This is a genomic window from Nonomuraea sp. KM88 (assembly GCF_052245635.1).
Classification (GTDB): Bacteria; Actinomycetota; Actinomycetes; order Streptosporangiales; family Streptosporangiaceae; genus Nonomuraea.
On record NZ_JBQQCC010000001.1, the window covers coordinates 774,192 to 790,984 of the forward strand.

Here is a 16,793-nt window from a genome sequence, read left to right on the forward strand (position 1 = left end):
GTGCGCCTTTCGCCGGCTCCGAGTGAGCGGTCAACCGGAAACAGAGTTACCAGCCCGTACGCACGGCCGGCACGACGGCCCGGCGCCGGAGGCGGGAGCCGGTGCACGGGAAGACGTGGCCGCCGGCGTGCGGAGGCTGTTCGGCGAGCGGATGCGCCTGCTGCGGCTGTCGCTGGAAGACCGGCGCGCGAGCGCCCTGCTGGTGCTCGTGCACGCCTGGACGGCGGTCGTGCCGATGGCCACCGCCGTGTCCACCGGCTGGCTGGTCGCCGCGCTCACCGGAGCCGCCGGCGGCGGGGAGCCCGTCGCGGCCATCGTCTGGCCGCTGGCCGCGATGGCGGCGCTGCTGGTGGCGGCGGAGGTGTTCGAGGCGCTCGGCGGCGCCGTGGAGCAGTACGTGGCCGGCCGGGCGGACGCCCGGGTGATGCGGCAGGTCCGTCGCCGCGCGCTCGCCCCCGCCGACATGACGCACCTGGAGGATCCGGAGTTCGCCGACAACGCCTCACGCGCGTCGGACGCGGGCTCCGGCCGGGTGCGGTCCCCGGGAACGGCGGCCGTGGGCCAGTTGCGCCTGGTCTTCCGGATGCTGGGCGCGCTGGCCTCGGCGGCGGTGGTGGCGGTCCAGTTCTCCGTGCTGCTGGCGGTGGCACTGACGGTGACGGCCCTGACCCAGCGGGCGCTGATCCGCCGCTGGTGGGTGGACCTGTCGCGGGTGGCCGACGCCCGTGAGGACCTGCGGCGCCGGGGGGAGTACTGGTCGGACATCGCCTCGTCCGCACCGGCGGCCAAGGAGATCCGCCTGTTCGGGCTGGGGGACTGGGTGGTACGCCGCCGTACCCGGGAGGTGCTGGCCTGGGCGGAAGTCATCTGGGCACGCAGGCGCGGCATTCTGCGGCAGCAGTGGCTGACGGCCACGCTGGCGGCGGTCTCCGCCTGCGCCGCCCTGCTGTTGCCCGGGCTGGCCGCCATCGACGGGACGTTGTCGCCGTCGGAACTGGTGACCGTCCTGGTGGCGGCGTTCAACATCTTCGCCATCAGCTCCATGGGCCACGAGGCGTTCGACATCGAGTACGGGTTCGGCGCCGTCCTCGCTCTCGACCGGCTGGCCGGCGCGACGGCCCGTACGGGCGGCGGCGGGGCGCCCGGAGACGGCGCCGGCGCCGGCGCGACGACCCGCGGCGGCACGGGGGCCCCGCCCCCGATCGAGATCGACCACCTGGTCTTCCGCTACCCCGGCGCGGACCGCGATGTCGTCGACGGGGTCCGGCTGGCCATCCGTCCCGGCGAGGTGCTGGCCCTGGTGGGGCACAACGGCGCGGGCAAGACCACGCTGATCAAGCTGCTCGCGGGCCTGTACCTGCCCACCGCGGGTCGGCTGCTGGTGGACGGCCGGCCGCTCGGCCCCGCCGACCTCGAGCACTGGCGCCGCCGCGTGGCCGTGGTCTTCCAGGACTTCAACCGGTACCCGCTGCCGGCCGCCGACAACATCGCGATGGCGGCGCCCGGACACCGCGGAGACCTCGAGGGGATCCGCGCCGCCGCCCGCCGCGCCGGCATCGACGCCACGATCGAGGCGTTGCCGGCCGGCTACGACACCCCCCTCGCCCGCGACCGCGCCGGCGGCACCGACCTGTCCGGAGGGCAGTGGCAGCGCATCGCCATCGCGCGGGCCATCTTCGCCGTCGAGCACGGCTGCGACGTGCTCATCCTGGACGAGCCGACGGCCCACCTCGACGTCGAGGCCGAGGCGTACTTCTACCGGCGGGTCGTGGCCGAGGTGCCGGGAACCACGGTGCTGCTGATCTCGCACCGGCTCTCGACCGTGCGCCACGCCGACCGGATCGTGTTGTTGCGGGCGGGCAAGGTCGCCGAGGAGGGCGGCCACGACGACCTGGTGGCCGCGGACGGCGCCTACGCGCACCTCTTCCGGCTGCAGGCGGCGCGCTTCGCCGCCGGCGAACCGGACGGGACGGTGACCGGCGGATGAGGCTGCGCGTGGGACCGGTTCGTCACGTGTTCGCCCTGGCCTGGCGGGCGGATCCGGCGGTCGTCACGATGGTCGCCGCGTTGTCCGTCGCCCAGGCCGTCACGACCGCCCTCATCGCCCTCGGCCAGCGCTGGGTCGTGGACGCCGCGGGCGCGCACGCCGTCGGCGCCCTCGTGACGGCCGTCGTGGTCGGCACCCTCGCCCACGCCGTGCTGGCGGCGGGCGGCCGTACCCGCTCCAACTACCAGGACGACCTGGTCAACCGGGTCGACATCGAGATCAACCGGGAGATCCTGCACGCCGCGGCCGCCATCCCCACCCTGGAACACCTCGAACGCACCGACTACCTCGACCGGCTGGCCATGCTGCGCCGCCACACCCACGCGCTGGCCGGGTCCTGCTGGGCGCTCGCCGACACGGCCGTCTCGGTGGTCAGCGTCGCATTGTCGGTGTGGCTGCTGGCCTCGGTGCATCCGGCGCTGGCCGCCCTGGCCCTGCTGGCGCTGCCCCCGCTTTGGGCGGCCAAGCGCGCCCAGCGGCACCTCGCCGACGCCCGCATCGCCACCGCCGAGGACGCCCGCCTGGAGCAGCGTCTGCACCGGATGTGCATCGAGCCGGACACCGGCAAGGAGATCTACGTCTCGGGAGCCGGTCCCGTCCTGGACGAGGCGGCGGGGGACGCCCGCGACCGGGTGGTGAACGCGGTGCTGCGGGCCCGCATCGGCGCGATCGGCTGGCAGCTGACCGGATGGTTGTGTTACGCCGCCGGGTTCGTCGCCGCGTTGTTGCTGATCGCGCTGCTCATCCGGTGGGGCGAGTCGAGCCTCGGCGAGCTGATGCTGGTCATCAGCCTCGGTACGCAACTCCGCTTCCAGGTGTCCGGCACCGTCTGGGGCTTCAGCCGGATCGCCGACGCGGGCCACGCCACCGGCCATTACCTGTGGCTGCGCCGCTACGCGGAACGGGAACACCCCACGGGCACCCGTCCGGCGCCGGACACGCTGGAGCACGGCATCGAACTCCACGACGTCGGCTTCACCTACCCGGGCTCGGCCGAACCCGTACTGTCCGGCGTGGACCTGACGCTGCGGGCCGGCTCGACCGTCGCTCTCGTGGGCAGCAACGGCGCGGGGAAGACCACCCTGGTCAAGCTGCTCAGCGGCATGTACCGGCCGACCGTCGGGCACATCACCGCCGACGGCGTGCCGCTCGCCGACCTGGACCTGGAGGCCTGGCGGCAGCGGCTGACCGGCGTCTTCCAGGACTTCGTCAAGTTCCAGCTTCCGGTACGCCGTACCGTGGCCATCGGCGGGCTGCCTGCGGCCGGCGACAGCGTGCCGGAGGCCGTCGCCAAAGCCGGCGCCGACCCGATCGTGGATCGGCTTCCCGACGGGCTCGACACCCAGCTCGGCCGGCTGTACGAGGGCGTCGAGCTGTCACACGGCGAGTGGCAGCGGCTCGCCCTGGCCCGTTCCCTGATGCGTCCCGAGCCGCTGCTGATGGTCCTGGACGAGCCGACCGCCGCCCTCGATCCGCAGGCCGAGCACGAACTGTACGAACACTTCCTGCGCCACGCGGCCGCCGACCGCGGCCGGATCACGCTCCTCGTCTCGCACCGTTTCTCCACGGTGCGCAACGCCGACCACATCATCGTCCTGGAGGACGGCCGCGTCACGGAGCAGGGCTCCCACGAGGAGCTGATGGCCCTCGCCGGGCGGTACGCCACCCTCTACAGCGCCCAGGCCGCCGCCTACTCATGACGTGGGGTCCCGCTCATCGCGCTTTTTCGAGCTGTCATCCCGACGAGAGCGCGGGAGCGGACGTCCACACCGCCCGGGATGCTCGATCAGCTGTCAGCCGCACTCGTACTCGTCGAGTTTCTTCCGCCTGGCCTGCGCCTTGTCGCTGTACACCGGGTCGGTGACGTCCCGGACGTTGCTGTCGGTCGACAGTTTGCCAGATGACTTGCGAACGGCCTTCACCTGGCTGTGAAAGGCGTCGGCGATGTCGGGCGGCACGCTGTCCTCCATCGCCTTGCCGTACTGGGCGATGAGCCGGGCGATCCTGCGGGCCTCCTTGAAGTCCACCGGCTGGTCCACAAGCGCCTTCCCTACCTCGGCGGCGTACATCACCTGCGCGATTCCTATGGGGTGGCTGTCGCACGGGCAGCTGTGGGGCTCGCGGCCGGTTCGGCCGTGGCGGAGACGCTCGCCTGCGGACTGGCTGGTTCGGGTCCGGCGGTGGGTTGTTCTCCGCCGCATGACACGAGCGCCGTCGCCGTCAGAGAAGGAGGGCGCAGCGCACCAGGCGGACTCGCATGGTTCCTCCATGACCGTCGGTTGCCGCGACCCTAGCCCACCGAGTCCGGGAGCCCTCCCCGCCGGCCGCCTCATGAGTCCTCTTGCGCTCCATGGTTCCGGGACTCGATGGTCGTCACGTCGTGCCGGTGGGCCCGAAGGAGGACGGAGGGCACGGCCTCACGAGGTTGTCGCGGCCCGTTCAGACTCGCTGCGAAGGACGCAGAAATCGCGCGAGGTCTCGGGACGCAGGCAGAGGTGGAGCCGATTCTTGATCGTCTTGCGCTCCGGCACTTGGTTGAAGTGCAGGAGTGGCCCCTGCGGTAGCAGGACCTGTGTCTCCTCGTCTCCGGGCCAGGCCAAGCGGCTGTGGGAGGACCTCCTCGACGGCCGCGCCCGTTGACGGCGGCGACACCCCGTGGATCTCTTCAGCCGTGTTACCTGGTGTTCAGACTTGCGGGTCCACGTTCGATGGGCGGACTATCATGACGGCATGACCGCTCCCCAGCGCCGCGCGCACATCGCCGGACGCGTCCAGCATCTGGAATCATGGGCTTTCACTGCGGGTGGCGAGATCGCGGACATCAAGGCTGCGATTGATCAGCTTCCCACGGTGATCCGCCAAGAAATCCTGGAGTACACCGAGCCGGTGTTCGGGGAGATCATGGCCGGTCGCGCCACCCTCGCGACGCGGCAGGACCTGGAAGCCCTGGAACGTCGGCTTACGGACCGCCTGGATGGTCTTACGGACCGCCTAGATGGTCTTACGGGCCGTGTGGATGGTCTTACGGGCCGTATGGATGGTCTTACGGGCCGTGTGGACGTTCTTACGGACCGCCTGGCCGGTCTTGAGGGTACGGTGGAACGTCGCCTGTCCGGTGTGGAGTCGCGTCTCGATCGGGTCCTGGCCGCCCTCGCCAAGCCTGAAAGCTGAAGGGACGGCGTTCGGGCTGACGGTGGCCGGTGGCGAGCAACGGGTGTGGCTGGGCAGCTTCCCCACTGATCCTGCCCAGGCGGGTCGCGGTGGTTCGATTGCCGTCGGCCGTCATCACGGTGGTGCGGCCACCTTGACGTTCGCGAGGGTCAGGCCGGTTATGTCGGCGGCCACGTCCGCGCGCTGCACGTGGGCGAACGTGCTGTCCCTGATCGTGACGTCCCGCAGCGGCTGCTCGGGATACCCCCGCAGCAGGTACGCGCTGCGCGTGCGGTCGCTGCGCAGCCCCGCCACGTTGATGTTGCGGATGGGGGGCGGGTCGTCGCCGTTGTGGCCGTCGCCGTGGTAGAGGTCGATGGAGACGGCCTCCTTGGTCAGCTCGCTGATCTCGACGTCCTTGACGAAGACGTTCTCGACGTATCCGCCCCGCACGGAGTTCGTCTTGATGTAGAGGCCGAAGTAGAGCCCGGGGCCGCCCCAGCGGCAGCGGCGGACGAAGACGTTGCGGATGCCGCCGGTCGTGTCGGTGCCGATGGCGACCGAGCCGTACCGGTAACGCATGTCGCAGTCCTCGATCAGCACGTCCTCGCACGGCACCCCCACCCGCCGCCCGTCGGGACCGCGGCCGGCCTTGATGGCGATGCAGTCGTCGCCGACGTCGAAGACGCAGCCCGAGATCACCACGGAGCGGCAGCTCTCCGGGTCGCAGCCGTCGTTGTTGGGCCCGCGCGAATAGATCGACACGTTCCTGACCAGGACGTTCTCGCACCGCACCGGATGGATCTCCCACATGGGGGAGCGCACGATGCGCACACCCTCGACGAGCACGTTGCGGCACAGGTACGGCTGGATCATGTTCGGCCGCAAGTAGTGCCCCGCGCCGAACACGCGCTCCTCGACCGGCACCCCCTCCGCGGCCATCCGCTGCAACGCGGCCCAGTCGCCGGCCTCGTTCGGCATGCCAGGCTCCCAGCCGAAGGCGGGCGTGCCCACCCACCACCACCAGTGCTCGGGCCCGGCCCCGCCGTCGAGCGTCCCGGCGCCGGTGATGGCGATGTTCTCCTGGCCGTGGGCGTAGATGAAGGGGGAGTAGTTGTAGCACTCGATGGCGGAGAAGCGGGTGAAGACGGCCGGGAGGTAGTCGGCGGGGTCGGTGCTGAACAGGATCGTCGCGCCCTCCTCCACGTGCAGGTCCACGTTGCTGAGCAGGTGGATCGCGCCGGTGAGGTAGGTGCCGGGCGGCACCCGCACGTGCCCGCCGCCGCTCTCGTGGCAGGTCTCGATCGCGGCGCGGAACGCCCCGGTCCACGTGTCCCCGTCCCCGAAGCCGGTGACGTCGAACCACCGGTCGGGGAACTCGGGCGGCCGTACCCGCTCGCGCAGCTCGTCCGCGTACCGCCACGCCTCTTCCTCGTTCATGACACCTTCCTTGCGTGCAGGGCGTGGTGGAGGGGCAGGGCGATCACCCAGGACGGGTTCCACGTGTTCGCCTCGCCCTTGCGCTGCCAGTTGGTCTGGAAGAACCCCTCGCCCTGCTCGCCGGGCACGTCGAAGCCCCAGTCGCCGGGCTCCGTGCAGATGCCCTGCCCCATGGCGTGCAGGATCGTCTCGGCGCGTTCCGCGTAGTGCGTCCTGCCGGTCATCAGGCCGAACTCCATCAGCTCGGACGTCGGGAAGAACACGTCGAGGTGGTGGTTCTGCACGCTGACCGAGGGCCAGCCGCACGCCTTGAAGCCGCGCCGCTCGAACGTGCTGCCCGCGTCGAACTCGGGCGACCACACGTAGACGAACGTCAGCAGCCAGTCGGCCGCCGTCTCCGCCCATCGCGCGTACGTCTCGCGCCCGGTGAGGCGGTAGAGCTCGAAGGCGGCCTGGAAGTAGTACATCCCGGCCTCCTTGTCCTCTCCGCTGGCGTCGAGGGTGGCGTGGGCGAAGGGCCGCTCGAACGTGGCCGCGTGCAGCCGGTGGTAGCGGCCCAGCAGTTCCTCCGCGCGCCGCAGCCACACCTGCTCGCCGCTCAGCCGGTACGCGCCCAGCAGGGCCTGCACGCACGACACCCCGGCCGCGGTGATCATGGGGGAGAACGGGACGCCGCCGGGGGTCCAGCCGAGCGGCACGATGCCCTCGGGCAGCCGGGTCCGCCAGAAGAACGCGGCGGCGTCCTCCACCGCCTCCTCCCAGGCCGGCGGCGCCGTCAGGCCCGCCTCGCGGAACCGCAGCGCGAGCTCGGCCAGGTCGGCGACCGTCTCGCCGTGGGCACGGCTGGAGAAGAAGGCGGCGCCGTCCTTGCGGAACGTCTCCCACCGGTCCTCGTCGAGCAGGTAGCGGCCGTGGCGCAACCCGCGTACGGAGGCCGTGCTGCCCTCGACGTAGAAGCCGGCGGCGCGGCGGGCGCGCCCGACCCGCTCCGGCTCGTCGCGGCCGAGGCCGAGCTCGGCGTCGCAGCGGGCCAGTTTCATGCACTGGCCCGTCCAGCCGTACAGGTACGACCGGGGCTTGCCCGGCCGGGGTCTGTCGTAGGCGAGGTAGCCGTCGCCCGCCCAGCGCGCGTCCATGGCGTTCGTCTTGAGCCGCACGATCTCGTCGCGGGACAGCGGCCTGGCGCCCCGGCCGTCGTAGAGCCCCGTGCGGAGGAGTTTCGTGAAGCCGAGGCCGCGCGGCTCGACCGGGCCCCAGTCGAGGGTGTGGCGGGTGGTGACGGTCTCGCCGGGTGCCAGGTCGCGGTAGCCGACGGGCCGGTCCGCCACCTCCGCCTTGCTGACGTAGCAGACGTCCGGCCTGCCGTCGAAGGCGATCACGCCGGTCATGGCCGCGACGGTGAGGCCCGGCGACCGTACGACGCCGAGCGAGCCGTACGCGACCGTTCCGTCGCCGAGCCTGGTCGCCGCGGGATGGGCGAACAGGCTGACGTAGCGGCCGTCCCAGGCGGCGTTGACGGCGGGGACGGGCAGGCGGTGCTCCTCGCTCACGAACCCCTCGCGGGGGACCTTCTTGCGCGGGTCGGACGAGGGGTTGCCGTTGTAGAGGACGCCGGGCATGGTGACGTGCGCGTCCGTGGTGGGGAGGGGCAGCAGGAGGCCGGCCGCCACGTCGGCGACCTCCTGCTCGGCGTCGTTGCGCCAGGTGGTGGTGAGGGTGAGCAGGCCGCCGGGGGCGAAGGCCAGCTCGAGCCGGGCGCTCAGCGGCCCGAGCCCGGCCGTGACCACGATGGTCCCGCCCGCCGAACGTACGCGGACGGAGTCGCCGAAGGCGGGCTCGATGCGCCACGGGCGGCCCGTGGACGCGGTGAGCATGCCGCTCAGCGGGGCCCGCAGGTGCGGCCCGTCCACGTCGCGGCGGCGCAGCACCAGTTCGGGCCCGCCCGAACCGGCCACCACCTCGACGACCTTCCCGCCCGGCTCCTCGACGGCCATGAGGACGCCCGCCGTCATGGGCGCCGCCGGATCCTGACGGCCTGGCCGACCGTCCCCGGCAGCGGCACCGCGATCGTCCCGCCGTCCAGCACTCCGAGCGGCGTGACGGTCATCTCCCACGTGTCGATCACCTCGACCTCGTACCGCCCCTCCGGCACCTCGTACGTCCTGTCGGGGAAGCGGTGCTCCCCGCAGTACTCCAGGTAGAACTCCCCGGGCACCTCCAGCATCGGCGCGTCCCGATCCCGGTAGCGCGCCTCGTCCGGGGTCCCGGCGATGACCTGGCGCAGCAGCGCGAGCCTGGGCACGGCGGCGCCGGTGAGCGTGCCGCCGTCCTGCGACCAGGTCAGCCCGTCGTCGTCCGCGTACGACTCGCCGTGCGTCAGGTAACGCCGCCGTACCGACCCGTCCCAGGCCATGGTGACGACCTTCTCGGGCGGCAGGCTCAGCGACGGGTCCTCGCCGTCGCCCTCGTACCCGCACGCGTCCATCAGCACCTGCTTGTGGTGGTCGCGCGTCGGCACCCACGCGTCGCGCGGGCTGGGCGCGCGGACGCTGCCGTGCGTGAACGTGCGCCGCCACAACAGCGGCGAGTCCGCGGGGACGGTGATCGAGCGCGGGTGGTGGCCGGGGTCCTCCTCGGCCACCAGGTCGGCCAGCCGCACCCAGTCGTGCTCGGTGAACGCGGGGAACGGCGACGGGTCGGCGGCCAGCGACCACCACACGTTCGGGTGCGCGGCCAGGCGGGGCACCACGTCCCGCACGTAGCGGCAGGCGGTCTCGACGTCGGACACGCCCTCGCCGGGATGCATGAGCACCAGCTCGGCGGTCACGCCGATCCCGGCCAGCTCCGCCACCCGCTCCTCCAGCGCGTCGAGCGAGCAGCGGGTGGCGAACGCCGCCATCCGCACCCGGTCGAACGGCGACGACTCCAGCGAGGCGAGGGTCCGCGTCCGCCGCTTCTCGTCGTGCAGGTGCCAGCCGAGCGCGGTGGTCGCCATCGGCCCGATGCTCATCGGTCTCCCACTCTCGTCATCCGCAGCGCCAGGTACGGCCTGCGCGGCAGGCCGACCCGCACCTGTTCGCGGTGCACCCCGTCGATCGGGGTGATGGTCATGTTCCAGGTGTCGATCAGCTCGACCTCGTAGGCTTCGCCCGCCGGCAGGTCCACCGTGACCTGGGCCGGTTGGCGCCGCCCCAGGTAGCGCAGGAGGGTGCCGTCACGGCGCTCCTCCATGATCGTGCGCAGGAAGGCGATCCTGGCGGGGCTCTCGCCGTACAGGCCGCCGCCGTTGCCGATCCACGCGCGGTCCTGGAAGCCGGCCAGCGACTCGCCGTGGCCCACGTAGCCGCCGCGCGTCATGCCCTCCCAGAACCGGTCCATCAGCTCCTGGCCGGTGACGTTGCCCCAGCGTTTGCCGATGTTGCCCTCGTAGGAGATCTCGTCGATCACGACGGGCTTGGGGCAGGCCGCCAGCCAGGCGTCGGTCGGGGTGGCGTCCCAGTGCTGGATGCTCTGGTGCGTGATCCACGGCCTGGTGAAGTCGTACATCGACGCGACCTCGAACATGCGCGTCCCGTTGTGGATGGAGCGCAGGTGCTCGTACGGGTCGTGCCGCACGATCGTGCGGAGGATGTCGTCCCAGTCGGCCACGGTCTTCGACCGGTTGAAGTCGTACTCGTTGGCGGCCGACCACCACACGTTGCGGTAGGCGGCCAGGCGGGCGATGACGTAGCGCACGAAGGCGTGGTCGACCTCGCGGCCCATGTCCTGGAAGCCGCGCACCCCGCCGTCGTACGGGTGGAAGAGGATCACGTCCGCCTCCACGCCGAGGTCGCGCAGCTCGCGGACCCCCGCCTCCAGGTGGCGGAAGAACACCGGGTTGAACCGGGTCAGGTCCAGCCCGTCCGGGTCCTTCCCGGCGAACGGCACCTCCGGCGGCGCCATCGGCCCTGTCGGCAGCACGCACATGCGCAGCTTGTTGAACGGCGACGCCTTGAGCGTCCGCAGGGTCTGGCGTTCCCGCTCCTCGTCCATGTCGTGCGTCCAGTGGTACGCGGTCGTGCCGAACGGCAGGTACGGCGTGCCGTCCGCGTATTCGAAGCCGGTGCCGGCGGCCCGCACGGGGCCGTGGTTGCCCGGGCCGGGCGGCCCCACCTCGAAGCCGCCCGAGCATCCGTCCAGCTCTTCCACGTTGCTGACAGTCGTGAACCGCCACGGACCCACCGCGTCCGGCATGAACCGGACGCGGTAGACGCCGTCCCCGTCGTAGAAGCCCTCGGCCTCGACGACGCGGTTGCGGTACTGGTACCGGGCCGACAGGCGAACGTCCGCGAAGGGGTTGCCGCCGGTCGGTCCGGCCAGTTCGATCTCGTGGACGCCCCAGCGTTCCACGGTGGTGGAGAAGGTCACCAGTCCTTGCCCGCTTCCGCCTGTGCCTTGATGTAGTTGGGGATGTCCTGCTGCTGGGACAGGCTCAGCGCCTGCTCGGGCGTCCCGCCGTCACGCAGGATGTGCTGGCGGTAGACCGACCACAGCGGCAGGTCCCAGTACTCGGTGTTCTGGTAGTTCGAGATCACGGCGTTCTCACCCCAGTAGACGGCCGAGGCGTCGATCTTGGCCAGTTCGGGGATGGCCTTGCCGAAGCTCTGCACGACCTTGTCGGTCTGCAGGACCGCCTTGACGCCGTGGCTGGAGAATTCGGTCTGGCCCTCCTCGGAGACCAGCCACTTCACGATCTGCAGCGCCTGGTCCTTCTTGGGCGAGGACGGCGGGATGAACGCGGCCCGCGTGTTCGGCTGGTAGATCGTCTTGGCGCCCTTCTCGAGCACCGGGATCGAGCTGACGCCGATGTCGACGCTCTTGGCCTGCTCGGCGAAGGCGGCCTCGTCGCCGTCCTCGATGAACAGCTCGCTGCCGGCGTACATGTTCAGCCGCGACAGCGTGTCGACCGCCATGGCCAGGTGGCCCGGCTGGCTCATGTCGCCCTTGAAGTAGTCGGTGACGGTGGTGAAGTCGTTGCGCGGGATCTCCAGGAAGCGGTACAGGTTGTCGACGTACGTCTTCCAGGCGTCGCTGCTGATGTCGACCTTGACGTCCTCGGGCGCGGGCTCCTCGCTCGTCGTCGGCAGGAACGGGTAGAGACCGGCCTGGTTGAAGTCCAGGTACTGGTCGGGGTGCTGCATGTAGCCCTTGTAGTGATCAAGGCCGTCGTCCTTGGTCAGCTGCTTGGCCTTCTTGAACGCCTCGTCGTACGTCATCCCGGGCTTGGGGTGCTTGACGCGGAACTTGTCGAAGATCTTCTTGTTGTAGAGCAGCACGTGCTCGTCGATGAACAGCGGCACGCCGTAGATCCCGCCGTCGGAGCGCGACCTGGTCAGCTCCACCGCGGACTTGTTCAGCGTGTCCAGGTCGATGCCGGCCTTCTCGAGGTCGGGGGTGAGGTCGCCCACCCAGCCCATCGGCTCGAGGTCGCGGTCGATGCGGTTCTTCGGGTCCTCGATGACGATGTCCGGGGTGACCCCGGCCGCCTTGAGGTCCTCGTACCGCACGGGGTAGTCCCACGTCGCGTACTTGATCTTGACGTCGGGGAACGCCTCGCGCAGCTTGTTACCGATGATCTCGTCGAAGACCCTGGTCGCGGCTCCCTGCTCGTTCTCGACGGTCGACTCGAACGGCTTGTAGTTGGCGGCGAAGATGAACAGCTCGTCGTCGCAGACGCTGAACGGCAGGTCGTACCTGTTGGGCACGTCCTTGCAGGCGGCCGACGGTTGGGGTGAGGCGTTCGCGGCGGCGGGGACGGCGGTGGTCACGGCGAGGGCGAACGCGAGCAGCGCGAAGCCGCGGGACTTCTTCATGTGATCTCCCTGAGACTGTTTCGCGAGGGCTATTTCGCGGGCGAGTAGCTGCACCGGCGCACCACGTTGCGCCGGACGCCGTTCTTGAACTCGGTGATCGTGTGCTCGGGCCAGTTGGACAGCAGGCCCACCGCGTCGCGGAGGTACGGCTCGTTGAAGACCACGTGCCGGATGTTGTTGCGGTTGTAGGAATAGACCATGTGGATGAAGCCGTCGCTGCTCTGCGTCAGCACGGGATAGGTGAACTGCGGCCCCGACTGCGCCTCCACGTCGACGGAGTTCTCCCACGTGCGGCCCTTGTCGGGCGACAACGACAGCCGCATGGGGGAGCGGTGCTCGACCCACGGGTTGTAGGCCAGCACGAGCTTGCCGTTGTCGAGCTTGAGCGCGGCGACGCGCGAGTTCGGGTTGCCGATGGGCTCGGCCACGGGCGTGCTCCACGTGCGCGCGAAGTCGGTCGAGTCGCTCGTGTAGATGGTGCCGTCACCGGTGCGCATGTAGGCGCGCAACCGTCCCGGCTCGACCTCCACGACGGTCGGCTGGATCGACCCCTCGGGCGTGCGGATCCAGCTGCCGTGCTCCTCCGGGTACGCCTTCCACGACGACATGTCCTCGCTGAAGACGTAGAAGCCGGAGCTGGAGCCGCCCTCGTCGTAGATGGGCAGCAGCACCTCGCCGTTGGACATGCGGATCGGGTTGGTGCCCACCATCCATCCCCACTCCTTGCGGATGGTGGTGGGTTCGCTCCAGGTCTTCCCGCTGTCGTCCGAGGTGATCAGCCGGATCGGGGCCTGTTCCCAGCCGTGTCCCTCGATCGTCACGAAGAACAGGTAGAGCCGCTTGCCGTCCGACCACAACACGGGGTTGCCGTCGGCCTTGTCCGCCTCGTCGAACACCACCGCGGGCGCGGACCAGGCGTGCTTGCCCGCCGCCAGCCGCGACATGTAGAGCGCCTGGTTCGGCGCCCCTTCCGTGGTGCCGCCGTAGTAGACGGTCAGCATGTCGCCGTTCGGCGCCTGCGCCAGCCCGGCCGCGTGCACCTTGGGGACGTCCGGGTCGGGCGCGGCGACGTCCTGGCGGCAGGCGTAGGAGCCGGTCGGCTCCACCCGCACGTCGCCGTCTCTGTCGCCGGCACTGTTGGAGAGGGAAGAGGGGACCGCCACTGCCACCGCCAGAGCGCCGTATAACATGCTCTGCCGAAGTTTCATCACAGGCCAATCTCTAGATACTTGATGGTTTTCCGGAGATAGGAGAAGGCGACGTCCGCACGCCCGTCACCGCCGTCAATGACGCTCGGATAGGAGTAGCCGAGCTCGTTCTGCCAGTACTCGCTGTCGGAGTCCTGCAGGACCCGCCGGTACGGCCAGCTCTCGCCGCCGTCGTCCGACACCGCGAGCACCAAGGGGGTGCGCAGCGCCTTCTTGCGCTGCTTGCCGTTCTTGACCACCCACCTGTACTGCTCGCGCTCCAGGCTCGCGTCGTTGTAGACGAGCGCCAGCCGTCCGTCCCGGAGCTTCGTGAGCTGGACGGAGGAGTCGTTGTTCGGCAGGCCGGTCCGTTCCGGAACCGACCATGCCCGGCCGTCGGCCGAGGTGGAGGCGTAGATCCGCTCCGCCCGCCGGTCGCGGTACATCGCCAGCAGGCGCCCGTCGGGCCGCTCGGCGATGGTCATCTGCACGAGGTCGCCGCTGTCGGGGACCGCGTGCTCGGTCCACGTGCGCCCGCCGTCGTCGCTGACCTGGATCGCGCTGCGGTCGCCGGACTTGCCGCAGTGGTAGACGGGCAGCAGCCACGTCCCGCCGGCCAGGACGACCGGCGGGTTCCGCACCCAGGTGCCCGGCTCGGAGAAGAGCACGTCCGGCTCGCTCCAGGTGCGGCCCGCGTCGGCAGACGTCCTGACCACGATGTGCGCCGTCGTCTGGTCGTACGGCTCGCCGGAAGTGTGCAGCAGCCGGATCAGCCCGTCGCCGCCGTCGAACAGCACCGGGTTCTGCTCGCTGCGCCGCGGGTCCGCGGCGACCAGCAGGGGGGTCTCCCAGCGCTCGCCGGCCAGCCTGGAGACGACCACGTTGGTGCCGGGGGCGCCCTCCTCGGGGCCGCTGAACCAGGTGCACAGCAGCTCGCCGTCCCGGGTGCGCAGCAGGTTGGCGGCGTGGTTGTCCGGGCCGTGCGGCGCGGGCAGCAGCGCCTCCCGCACGCCCGGCAGCGCGCCGGACGGGCGGATGACGCCGTCGAAACGGGGGTCGGTCATGCGTTCACCTTCGGGTCCTCGCGTACGTCCGGGTCCGGGACGCCGCGCAGTTCGAGTTCCTCCGCGAAATGGCAGGCGACGCGGCGCCCTCCGACCTCGCGCAGCGGCGGCTGCTCCGTGCGGCACACGTCCTTGGCGTACACGCAGCGCGGGTGGAAGGGACAGCCGGCCGGCACGTTCGCCGGGTCGGCGATGTCGCCGAGCAGCTTGATGCGCTCGCGGCGTTTCCTGGCCGCCGGGTCGGGGTCGGGCACCGCCGACAGCAGCGCCTCGGTGTAGGGGTGCATGGGGCGGCCGTAGAGCTCGCCGGTCGGGCCCTGCTCGACGACCTTGCCGAGGTACATCACCGCGACGACGTCGGCGACGTGCTCGATGATGCCGAGGTCGTGGCTGACGAACAGGAAGCCGATGCCCGACTCCTCCTGCAGGTCGGTCAGCAGGTTGAGGATCTGCGCGCGGACCGACACGTCGAGCGCGCTCACCGCCTCGTCGGCGACGACCAGCCGGGGCGACAGGGCCAGCGCCCGCGCGATCCCGACCCGCTGGCGCTCGCCGCCGCTGAAGGCGTGCGGGTAGCGGTTGGCGTACTCCGGGCGCAGGCCGACGCGGTCGAGCAGCTCGCCGACGCGGTCGTGGATCTCCTCCTTGGTGCCGTACTGGTGCGCCCGCATGGGCTCCCCGATGATCTCGCGCAGCGTCTTGCGCGGGTTGAGCGACGAGTGCGGGTCCTGGAAGATCATCCGCACCTGCCCCCTGTACGGCTTGAGCTCCTTCTCCTTCAGGCCCGCCACGTCGACCACCGAGCCGTCCGGCCGCCGGTAGAGCATGCGCCCGCCGGTGGGGTCGTGCGCCCGCACGATGCACCGGCCCAGCGTGGTCTTGCCGCAGCCGGACTCCCCGACCAGCCCGATCGTGGTGCCCTCCTCGATGGTCAGGTCCACCGCGTCCACGGCCTTGACCGCGCCGACCTGCCGGCCGAGCAGGCCGCTGCGGATGGGGAAGTGCTTGGTCAGCCCTTCGATCTTGAGCAGGGGTTCCGTGCTCATGGACGCTCCTCCTGCTCGTCGTCGTAGAGGAGGCAGGAGACCTCGCGGTCGCCCACCGGGATGCGGCTCGGGGTCACGGTGTCGCACCGGCCGGCCATGGCGCTGTCGCAGCGCGGGTGGAACGTGCAGCCGCCCGGCCGCGCGAACGGCGGCGGCACCATGCCCTTGATCGCCGCCAGCCGGGTCCGCGAGGCGCGCCCGAGCCGGGGCATCGAGCGCAGCAGCGCCTGCGCGTACGGATGTTTGGGCGCGGAGAGCACCTGCTCGGCGGCTCCGTACTCGACCACCCGGCCCAGGTACATGACCGCCATCCGGTCGGCCACCTGCGCGGCCACGCCGAGGTCGTGCGTGATCAGCATGATCGCCATGCCGAACTCCGCCTGCAGGTCCCTGAGCAGCTCCAGGATCTGCGCCTGGGTGGTCACGTCCAGCGCGGTCGTCGGCTCGTCGGCGATGAGCAGGCTCGGGCGGCACGACAGCGCCATCGCGATCATCGCCCGCTGCCGCATGCCGCCGCTCAGCTCGAACGGGTAGGCGTCGACCCGGCGCCGCGGCTTGGGGATGCCGACGCGGTCGAGCATGTCGATGGCCCGCTCGCGCGCCTCGGCCTTGCCGACGTTGTCGTGCAGCCGGACCGCCTCGACGATCTGGCTGCCGATGGTGTGCACCAGGCTCAACGAGGCCATCGGCTCCTGGAACACCATCGCGATGTCCTGCCAGCGGACCTGCCGGAGCAGCCGCTTGTCCGCCCCGACCAGCTCGACGGGTCCGTCCTCCCGGTGCAGCGTGATCCGCCCGCCCTCGATCTGTCCCGGCGGGTCCACCAGGCGCAGGATCGAGCGGGCCATGACGCTCTTCCCGCAGCCGGACTCGCCGACGATGGCCAGCGTCTCGCCTCTGTGAACGCGCAGGTCCACGCCGTCGACCGCGCACACCACGCCGTCGTCGAGCAGGAAGTGGGTGCGCAGGTCCTCGATCTCAAGCAGCACGTCGTCCGCGGGCACGCC

13 protein-coding genes and 1 pseudogene are annotated in these 16,793 nt (G+C 71.0%); 3 read left to right on the plus strand and 11 right to left on the minus strand.

All coding sequences use genetic code 11. From position 1 onward, the window contains the following. Nucleotides 1-127 precede the first annotated feature (127 nt). Both ACTWPV_RS03605 and ACTWPV_RS03610 read left to right on the plus strand, forming a co-directional pair. Nucleotides 128-1,987 (plus strand): ABC transporter ATP-binding protein, encoded by a 1,860-nt coding sequence (locus tag ACTWPV_RS03605; protein ID WP_443150578.1) that lies wholly within the window; start codon nt 128-130, stop codon nt 1,985-1,987. Between the two features lie 8 nt (nt 1,988-1,995). Beyond that, nucleotides 1,996-3,747 carry an ABC transporter ATP-binding protein gene (locus ACTWPV_RS03610; protein WP_443150579.1) on the plus strand — a complete coding sequence of 584 codons (1,752 nt, stop codon included), beginning with the start codon at nt 1,996-1,998 and terminating at the stop codon, nt 3,745-3,747. Between the two features lie 93 nt (nt 3,748-3,840). On the opposite strand, the gene ACTWPV_RS03615 is transcribed toward ACTWPV_RS03610, so the two are convergent. Then, nucleotides 3,841-4,086: a hypothetical protein gene (locus ACTWPV_RS03615; RefSeq protein WP_443150580.1), complete on the minus strand. Its 246-nt coding sequence runs from the start codon at nt 4,084-4,086 to the stop codon at nt 3,841-3,843. Nucleotides 4,087-4,464: 378 nt separating this feature from the next. Beyond that, nucleotides 4,465-4,638, minus strand: a pseudogene (locus ACTWPV_RS03620) (VOC family protein); the annotation flags it as partial. Nucleotides 4,639-4,777: 139 nt separating this feature from the next. Between ACTWPV_RS03620 and ACTWPV_RS03625 the strand changes: the two are divergent. Continuing rightward, the gene (locus tag ACTWPV_RS03625; protein WP_443150581.1) at nt 4,778-5,218 is read left to right on the plus strand and encodes a hypothetical protein; all 441 of its coding nucleotides are present in this window, start codon (nt 4,778-4,780) and stop codon (nt 5,216-5,218) included. A 114-nt stretch (nt 5,219-5,332) separates the two neighbouring features. On the opposite strand, the gene ACTWPV_RS03630 is transcribed toward ACTWPV_RS03625, so the two are convergent. Genes ACTWPV_RS03630 through ACTWPV_RS03670 form a run of 9 tightly spaced genes read right to left on the minus strand, consistent with a single transcriptional unit; the run spans nt 5,333 to nt 16,790 of the window. Continuing rightward, the gene (locus ACTWPV_RS03630; protein ID WP_443150582.1) at nt 5,333-6,637 is read right to left on the minus strand and encodes a glycoside hydrolase family 28 protein; all 1,305 of its coding nucleotides are present in this window, start codon (nt 6,635-6,637) and stop codon (nt 5,333-5,335) included. Then, the gene (locus ACTWPV_RS03635) at nt 6,634-8,649 is read right to left on the minus strand and encodes a hypothetical protein (protein ID WP_443150583.1); all 2,016 of its coding nucleotides are present in this window, start codon (nt 8,647-8,649) and stop codon (nt 6,634-6,636) included. The genes ACTWPV_RS03630 and ACTWPV_RS03635 overlap by 4 nt, the downstream gene beginning before the upstream one ends. Beyond that, the gene (locus ACTWPV_RS03640) at nt 8,646-9,647 is read right to left on the minus strand and encodes a DUF5605 domain-containing protein (RefSeq protein WP_443150584.1); all 1,002 of its coding nucleotides are present in this window, start codon (nt 9,645-9,647) and stop codon (nt 8,646-8,648) included. Before ACTWPV_RS03640 ends, ACTWPV_RS03635 begins: the two co-directional genes overlap by 4 nt. Continuing rightward, nucleotides 9,644-11,044: a DUF5060 domain-containing protein gene (locus ACTWPV_RS03645; protein WP_443150585.1), complete on the minus strand. Its 1,401-nt coding sequence runs from the start codon at nt 11,042-11,044 to the stop codon at nt 9,644-9,646. The genes ACTWPV_RS03640 and ACTWPV_RS03645 overlap by 4 nt, the downstream gene beginning before the upstream one ends. Then, nucleotides 11,041-12,489: an ABC transporter substrate-binding protein gene (locus ACTWPV_RS03650; RefSeq protein ID WP_443150586.1), complete on the minus strand. Its 1,449-nt coding sequence runs from the start codon at nt 12,487-12,489 to the stop codon at nt 11,041-11,043. Before ACTWPV_RS03650 ends, ACTWPV_RS03645 begins: the two co-directional genes overlap by 4 nt. Before the next feature lie 29 nt (nt 12,490-12,518). Beyond that, nucleotides 12,519-13,679 carry a sialidase family protein gene (locus ACTWPV_RS03655; RefSeq protein ID WP_443150587.1) on the minus strand — a complete coding sequence of 387 codons (1,161 nt, stop codon included), beginning with the start codon at nt 13,677-13,679 and terminating at the stop codon, nt 12,519-12,521. Between the two features lie 17 nt (nt 13,680-13,696). Next, entirely contained in the window at nt 13,697-14,740 is a 1,044-nt protein-coding gene (locus ACTWPV_RS03660; RefSeq protein ID WP_443150588.1) for a sialidase family protein, read from the minus strand. Further along, nucleotides 14,737-15,786 (minus strand): ABC transporter ATP-binding protein, encoded by a 1,050-nt coding sequence (locus tag ACTWPV_RS03665; protein ID WP_347642075.1) that lies wholly within the window; start codon nt 15,784-15,786, stop codon nt 14,737-14,739. Before ACTWPV_RS03665 ends, ACTWPV_RS03660 begins: the two co-directional genes overlap by 4 nt. Further along, a complete protein-coding gene (locus ACTWPV_RS03670; RefSeq protein WP_443150589.1) occupies nt 15,783-16,790 on the minus strand; it encodes an ABC transporter ATP-binding protein in 1,008 nt (335 codons plus the stop codon). Before ACTWPV_RS03670 ends, ACTWPV_RS03665 begins: the two co-directional genes overlap by 4 nt. Nucleotides 16,791-16,793: the final 3 nt, after the last annotated feature.

Coding starts and splice junctions, on each gene's coding strand:
- ACTWPV_RS03625 (WP_443150581.1), top strand. CDS start 4,778: ATGACCGCTCCCCAGCGCCGCGCGCACATCGCCGGACGCGTCCAGCAT.
- ACTWPV_RS03630 (WP_443150582.1), bottom strand. CDS start 6,637: ATGAACGAGGAAGAGGCGTGGCGGTACGCGGACGAGCTGCGCGAGCGG.
- ACTWPV_RS03635 (WP_443150583.1), bottom strand. CDS start 8,649: ATGACGGCGGGCGTCCTCATGGCCGTCGAGGAGCCGGGCGGGAAGGTC.
- ACTWPV_RS03640 (WP_443150584.1), bottom strand. CDS start 9,647: ATGAGCATCGGGCCGATGGCGACCACCGCGCTCGGCTGGCACCTGCAC.
- ACTWPV_RS03650 (WP_443150586.1), bottom strand. CDS start 12,489: ATGAAGAAGTCCCGCGGCTTCGCGCTGCTCGCGTTCGCCCTCGCCGTG.
- ACTWPV_RS03655 (WP_443150587.1), bottom strand. CDS start 13,679: ATGTTATACGGCGCTCTGGCGGTGGCAGTGGCGGTCCCCTCTTCCCTC.
- ACTWPV_RS03660 (WP_443150588.1), bottom strand. CDS start 14,740: ATGACCGACCCCCGTTTCGACGGCGTCATCCGCCCGTCCGGCGCGCTG.
- ACTWPV_RS03665 (WP_347642075.1), bottom strand. CDS start 15,786: ATGAGCACGGAACCCCTGCTCAAGATCGAAGGGCTGACCAAGCACTTC.